This is a genomic window from Arthrobacter sp. Hiyo1, assembly GCF_001263615.2.
In the GTDB taxonomy this organism is placed as follows: domain Bacteria; phylum Actinomycetota; class Actinomycetes; order Actinomycetales; family Micrococcaceae; genus Arthrobacter.
The window spans coordinates 38,407-43,812 of record NZ_DF952468.1 but is presented as its reverse complement, the minus strand read 5'-3'; the positions used below and the strand labels follow the sequence as shown (position 1 = coordinate 43,812).

Here is a 5,406-nt window from a genome sequence, read left to right as displayed (position 1 = left end):
GCTTCGGCCCACGATCTGCTTTGCAGCGGGGCAGGCGTGGATGCGGGTGCGTCGGAATCGTTCGGCGTGATGATCGGCATGGTTCCTGTCCAGGGGTCACCCTCTTCGCGACGGCGATCGCGGCGTCGACGAAGCTCGGGCTGCCCTTCGATAGATGCAGCGGCGCTGGCTTCGTTCTCCACGGAATCCGGCATGGTCTTGTCCCCTAGGATTCGCAGCGTTGTGCGCCGCGGCTCTCGTTTGAATTGCTTCAACCAGCAATTCTAGGTGGAGACGGTCACAAACCCGTCATAGCGGGCGTGCCGCGCAGTTCGGACATTCGTTTTTTGGCGGTCGCTCAAGCCGGCGGGTCGGACGTCGGAACACCGCCGATGCCGAACACAACGTCAAGAAGCCCGACGTCGATCGCGTCGCCGCTGTTGTCGAGTTCGACGTGGCGGGCACCTTTCCACTCACAGGCGTTGACCTGGGATGCGGCCCAGAATTGTTCCCAGTTATTGAGCTTCCATTCGTCGCGCTCATATCCCCGGGCTACAAGGCGCGCCCTGACAGCCTCCCCATCGGTTCGAACATGCACCACGATCAGTTCGGCCTCGGGCCAATGATGCTCCCGCCCGGCGTTGATGAGGTAGTCCGGATCGGCGAAGAACTTGCCAAAGGGTGCGTCCAGGACCACGGAGCGGCCGACGCTCAGGTTGTCACGGGTGAGGTCCAAAATGGACGCGTACTCCAGCGGCAGGATGGCCCGCTGGTAGAACTCATTATTATCGCGCTCGTTCGGATCGGAGCCGTCGAGTGTCAACAGCAGCTCCGTGAATCGCTTGGTGGCGGTGTCCTTGTCGATGTAAGCGGCACCGTGGTGTTCGGCGAGGAGCTTGCTGACGCTCGACTTGCCGGAGCCCGCCGGCCCGATCACAAAAAATACCTGCGGCATGGTTGTCTTCAACTGTCTGTTCTGCATTGAACCCTGGATCAAATTCTTTCAGTCAAGGGCTGTGGCGGGTAGCGTTGTTGCCGTCCCCGCCACAGCGCCGAGGCTAGGCCGAAACTGTGGTCCGGCGGTCCTTAACGAAGAAGCCGTAGGAGAGTGCGCCCACCACCAGCAGGACTCCGCCAATCAGGAAGACCATGGTGTAGTTGCCGCCGGTTTCGGTAAGGATGAAGCCAGTGACGATCGGAGCGAGTGCCGCACCGAGGAAGCCGCCGAAGTTCTGGATGGCGCCCAAGGAAGCCACCTGGGAGGGTTCTGCGATGTCCGCTGCCAGCGTCCAGAGGACACCGATCGGCACTTGGGCGGCGAAGTAACCGACAGAGAGCAGGACGATAGCCAGTGCGGAGTTATCAACATAGGCAACGGGCAGGACGGCTGCGGCGGCGAGGAGCGCGCCTCCGACGATCGGGAGCTTGCGGGCGGTGACGGTAGGAATGCCGCGGCGGATGGCCCTGCTGGAGATCACGCCGCCGGTCAGCACACCAATGATGCCGCAGAGGAACGGCAGGGCCGCGAGCCAGCCACTCTGGCTGAGGCTGAAGCCACGGGCGGTCTGCAGGTAGCTCGGCAACCAGGTGAGGTAGACCCACACTGTGTAGAAGATGCCGAACGCGCCCAGGACCATGAACCAGGTGTTCTTCTGCTTGAGCAGTTCGCCCCAGCCGGCTTGCTTTTCCTTGGGCTTCGACTGCTCTTCGAACTCGGCACCCTTGATGAGGAACTGTTCCTTGAGCGTGGGGTCACGGTAGACGCGGAGCCACACGAGGGCGACGATCACGCCGAGTGCGCCGATGACGATGAACATGCCGCGCCAGCTCATGGTCAGCAACAGGAAGGTCAGCAGCGGAGGGGCGATGGCGTTGGCAATCTGCGAGCCGGTGTTGACGATCGAGACCGGCAGGGCGCGCTCGGTCTTGTTGAACCAACGGTCGGCGACCTTCAGCCCGGAAGTGAAGAATGGGGACTCCGAAATACCCAAGGCCACACGGGCGGCGTACAGGAAGCCGAAGGAATTGGCGAGGGCGGAGAGCATCGAGATGATGGACCAGAGTCCGGCGGCCCAGGCGAACATGCGCTTGGGACCATACTTGTCCACAAGGTAGCCGGCAGGCAGGTTGGCAATAGCGTACGGCCACGAGAACGCCGAAAGCAGCAACCCCATCTGAAGGGCGTTAAGGCCGAATTCCTTGGCAATCGTGGTGTTCGCGATGCTCAGGTTGTTTCGGTCCAGGTAATTCACGATCCCGCCGATGACCAGCAGAGCTACCAGGTACCACCTGATTCTCACGAGCGTCAGGGGCTTGGTATCCGTGGCCTCTATATCTGATGATGCTTGGCTCATGCAGCTCACTCCTTTGTGTTCTGACCGACAGTCTTTGTCGGGTTGTGCTTTCGCCGGCTCCTGCCGGATTTGCTTGCCGGCTAGCGCCGGGCTTCGGTTAGCGCCGGGCTTCGTCGATCGCTGTGAGGAAGGTCTGCGCAGCGCGGGCGACTAGTCCGTAGTCGCCGTCGTTCCGGGCCGCCTTTGTCACAAAACTTCCCACGCCGACGGCGGTCACACCCGCGCCGAACCAGGCGCCGACATTCGCGGGCGTAACTCCGCCGGAAGGCATGATGGGTGCCTGCGGCAGGGGCGCCAGGATGGTCTTGACATATGAGGGCCCGCCCAGCTCAGCGGGGAACAGCTTGATGATGTCAGCCCCGGCTTCGAGGGTGTTGACGACCTCCGTGGGGGTGAACGCTCCGCTGGCAGTGACGGCTTGGTAGCGGTTTCCTGCAGCGATCATCTTCGGATTGAACTGCGGGCTGACCAACAGCCGGGCGCCCGCAGAGATGCTCGCAAAAGCAGCTTCTGCGTCGAGCACGGTACCGGCGCCGATCACGATGCCTTGGTCCCCGTATTTGTCGGCAAGCCGCTCGATGACTCCCAGGGCACCGGGAACAGTCAACGGGACCTCCACTGCACGGATGCCGCCCTCGATGGCCGCTTCAGATACACGGTAGGCCTCGTCGGCACTGTCCAGGCGGGCAATCAGCAAGGCGCCGGTGCGGACGATGGTCTCTAGTACTTCAAATTTGGTTAACATTGATTAAGAGATTACCCCAAATATTCACAAATCGGAACAGTCTGTGAAAACTTGTTAAAACTCCGGCGGCCGGAGGCTCAGCTGCTGCGCATGGAAGTCGAAATGCCGGGTGGCATAGGCATAGGTGTCCGCGAGCGTCATGTCAGCTGTGAAGAAGGGGTCCCACCGGGTCGGGAAAGGCATCGATCTGGCCAGGGAGTCCGGGCTTTCGCGTTCGAGGCGGTGCGCCAGTACCGTGATCGTCTTTTCGAGTTTCCGGCCCATCCGGTGCCGGTCATAGACCGTGGCGGCCGCCCGGGAACCCCAATAGTTCACCCAGTCGAACGGGCCGGTTCCCGCGTTCAAAGCGGCGGCGAACCCCCTGCCCCAGGATCGGGGCAGGCGACTCATGACGCGGACCAAGGGCAAGAGGGACCGGACGATCATGTATCCGAAGACCATGTGGAAAAGCAGTTCCTCGTTGGTCCAGCGGGTCCCGTTGCTCTTGCGCTTCAAATCCGATGGCGTCGCGTTCGCCAGCCAACTTTTCAGCTGAAGGCAGGCACGCCCGTATTCGGCGACGGTTGCTTCCCGGCCCGGATCCATGGCTCAAGTGTCCCGCAATCGACCGCCGAAGGAACGCCGATCGTGTCAAGTTTTTCGGCCCGGGCGGGCCGGCCAAATCTGGTCCGGTGGGGCAGGGCCCGCGAAAGCTTCATGCCCTCGGAAACGAACCTGCGTTCATCCTGTTTCAGACAGTGAGGGCATATCCTTCGCGGATCCAGGCCAGCATCTCAGCATCAAGCTCTGAAGGGTCCTTCAGGAGGACTTCGTTATGCCACCGGTTAGCAGATACACGCTCGGCGCGGTGCACACGATCAGATTCGAGTTGCCGGTCCAAAACAATGTTGACCAGAATCCCGCCTCGGCGGGGATGGATCCCCAGAAACGCGCGCCCGTGAGCGACATGGAACGACGAGGCGTTCTCCTGCAGCTCACACCCGTCAAGCGCAGAAATCTGATCGAGGAGGGCACCGTAAACGCCCGAGGAAACGGGATCGCCATCAATGCGTTCTCTTGCGGTACGTGCCATTCAGCCAGCATAAGGCGAAGGCTTGTCTCCGAGCCTTCGCTTGGACCCGGTTTAGTCGGGATTTCACGGAAAGCGCCTCGGGCCCCGCTTGTGACTATCAAGGAGTTGACCGGTTGAGGCCGTGTGCGAGGCGGAGGAGCCTGTCCCGTAATCGGCGGCCGAAGAAACGCCGGGGGCCTAGTTTCCCACGAGTTCGGCGTACAGCTTTTGGACGCGGTCCTTGATGTCGTCACGGACCAGGCGCATGCGGTCCTGCCTTCTATTCCGCGAGCGGAGGGCTCGTCGGTTTCCCAGGTCAGGACGCGGGCCGTGCCGTGGCGTTCGAGTTTGGCTTCGGTGCCCAGGACAACCACGACGTCGGCGGCGTCCAGCACCTCGTTCGTGACCGGTTTGGGGTGCTCGCCGGTGACGTCGATGCCGAGTTCGCTCAGGGACTCCACGGATTCGGGATTCAGTGCCTCGCATGGGTTGGTGCCCGCGGAATGAACCGCGACAGCGTCTCCGGCAAGGTCACGCATGAGCCCGGCGGCTAACTGGGACTTTCCGCCGTTCCTGCTGCAGACGAACAGGACGCTCGGGGTCTTGATTGACTCGATCATGCTTGTGATTCTTGCATCTGAGATCGCCGATTCTTGCATCAGGCTGCGCCCGAGCGTCCGTGGGTCAGCCCGGTGGGGAACCCGACGAGGACCGGCTCGGGAGCCGCGCAGCAGCCGGCGTCCTCCGATGATGCAATCTCCTGGGCGGGAACGTCACAGCTGGTGCCGGCGTCCGTGGAGCAGACGCCTGTTTCGGGCAGTTCAAGCTGGACGGTGTCAGCGGCTGTCTGGTCTCCGGCGAGGGCGGCAGCGACGGAGCGGACCTGTTCGTAACCGGTTGCCAGCAGGAAGGTCGGGGCCCGGCCGTAGGACTTCATGCCCACGATGTAAAAGTCCTTCTCGGGGTGCGCCAGAAGCCTCGCGCCGTGCGGAGGCACCGTGCCGCAAGAATGGAATTCAGGATCGATCAGCGGGCCGAGCCCTGTAGGTGCTTCAACGGCGGGGTCAAGGTTGAGTCGGAGTTCGCGGAGCATGTCCAGGTCGGGGCGGAAGCCGGTGCAAGGCACGACGACGTCCGCGTCGAGCGTGCGGCCATCGGCGGCTTCGACACTCACATGGGTATCCAGGGATTTCAAGGTGCTGATGCCGAAGCCGGTGTGCAGTTCGGCGGTGCCGGCCTCGACCAAGCGGCGGAGCGGGATCCGAGCTGGCCGCGGG

General features: G+C 62.5%; 5 protein-coding genes and 3 pseudogenes. All 8 read right to left on the bottom strand.

Annotation, left to right across the window (positions count from 1 at the left end):
* Positions 1-254: pseudogene (locus AHiyo1_RS25305) on the bottom strand (hypothetical protein); the annotation flags it as partial.
* A gap of 83 nt (positions 255-337) precedes the next feature.
* Positions 338-934 carry an AAA family ATPase gene (locus tag AHiyo1_RS00210; protein WP_113990515.1) on the bottom strand — a complete coding sequence of 199 codons (597 nt, stop codon included), beginning with the start codon at positions 932-934 and terminating at the stop codon, positions 338-340.
* A 103-nt stretch (positions 935-1,037) separates the two neighbouring features.
* The gene (locus tag AHiyo1_RS00205) at positions 1,038-2,333 is read right to left on the bottom strand and encodes an MFS transporter (RefSeq protein WP_059387221.1); all 1,296 of its coding nucleotides are present in this window, start codon (positions 2,331-2,333) and stop codon (positions 1,038-1,040) included.
* Between the two features lie 97 nt (positions 2,334-2,430).
* Complete coding sequence (locus tag AHiyo1_RS00200; RefSeq protein ID WP_059387220.1) at positions 2,431-3,078, bottom strand: bifunctional 4-hydroxy-2-oxoglutarate aldolase/2-dehydro-3-deoxy-phosphogluconate aldolase; 648 nt, start codon at positions 3,076-3,078, stop codon at positions 2,431-2,433.
* A 54-nt stretch (positions 3,079-3,132) separates the two neighbouring features.
* Positions 3,133-3,663 (bottom strand): DinB family protein, encoded by a 531-nt coding sequence (locus AHiyo1_RS00195; RefSeq protein ID WP_059387219.1) that lies wholly within the window; start codon positions 3,661-3,663, stop codon positions 3,133-3,135.
* A 145-nt stretch (positions 3,664-3,808) separates the two neighbouring features.
* The gene (locus tag AHiyo1_RS00190) at positions 3,809-4,150 is read right to left on the bottom strand and encodes a DUF5655 domain-containing protein (protein ID WP_059387218.1); all 342 of its coding nucleotides are present in this window, start codon (positions 4,148-4,150) and stop codon (positions 3,809-3,811) included.
* Positions 4,151-4,327: 177 nt separating this feature from the next.
* Positions 4,328-4,749 (bottom strand): annotated as a pseudogene (locus tag AHiyo1_RS00185) (arsenate-mycothiol transferase ArsC).
* Between the two features lie 38 nt (positions 4,750-4,787).
* A pseudogene (locus tag AHiyo1_RS00180) lies at positions 4,788-5,406 on the bottom strand (flavoprotein); the annotation flags it as partial.

Bases quoted from the DNA above. Each gene is read 5' to 3' on its own strand.
- AHiyo1_RS00210 (WP_113990515.1), bottom strand. From the start codon at position 934: ATGCCGCAGGTATTTTTTGTGATCGGGCCGGCGGGCTCCGGCAAGTCG.
- AHiyo1_RS00205 (WP_059387221.1), bottom strand. From the start codon at position 2,333: ATGAGCCAAGCATCATCAGATATAGAGGCCACGGATACCAAGCCCCTG.
- AHiyo1_RS00200 (WP_059387220.1), bottom strand. From the start codon at position 3,078: ATGTTAACCAAATTTGAAGTACTAGAGACCATCGTCCGCACCGGCGCC.
- AHiyo1_RS00195 (WP_059387219.1), bottom strand. From the start codon at position 3,663: ATGGATCCGGGCCGGGAAGCAACCGTCGCCGAATACGGGCGTGCCTGC.
- AHiyo1_RS00190 (WP_059387218.1), bottom strand. From the start codon at position 4,150: ATGGCACGTACCGCAAGAGAACGCATTGATGGCGATCCCGTTTCCTCG.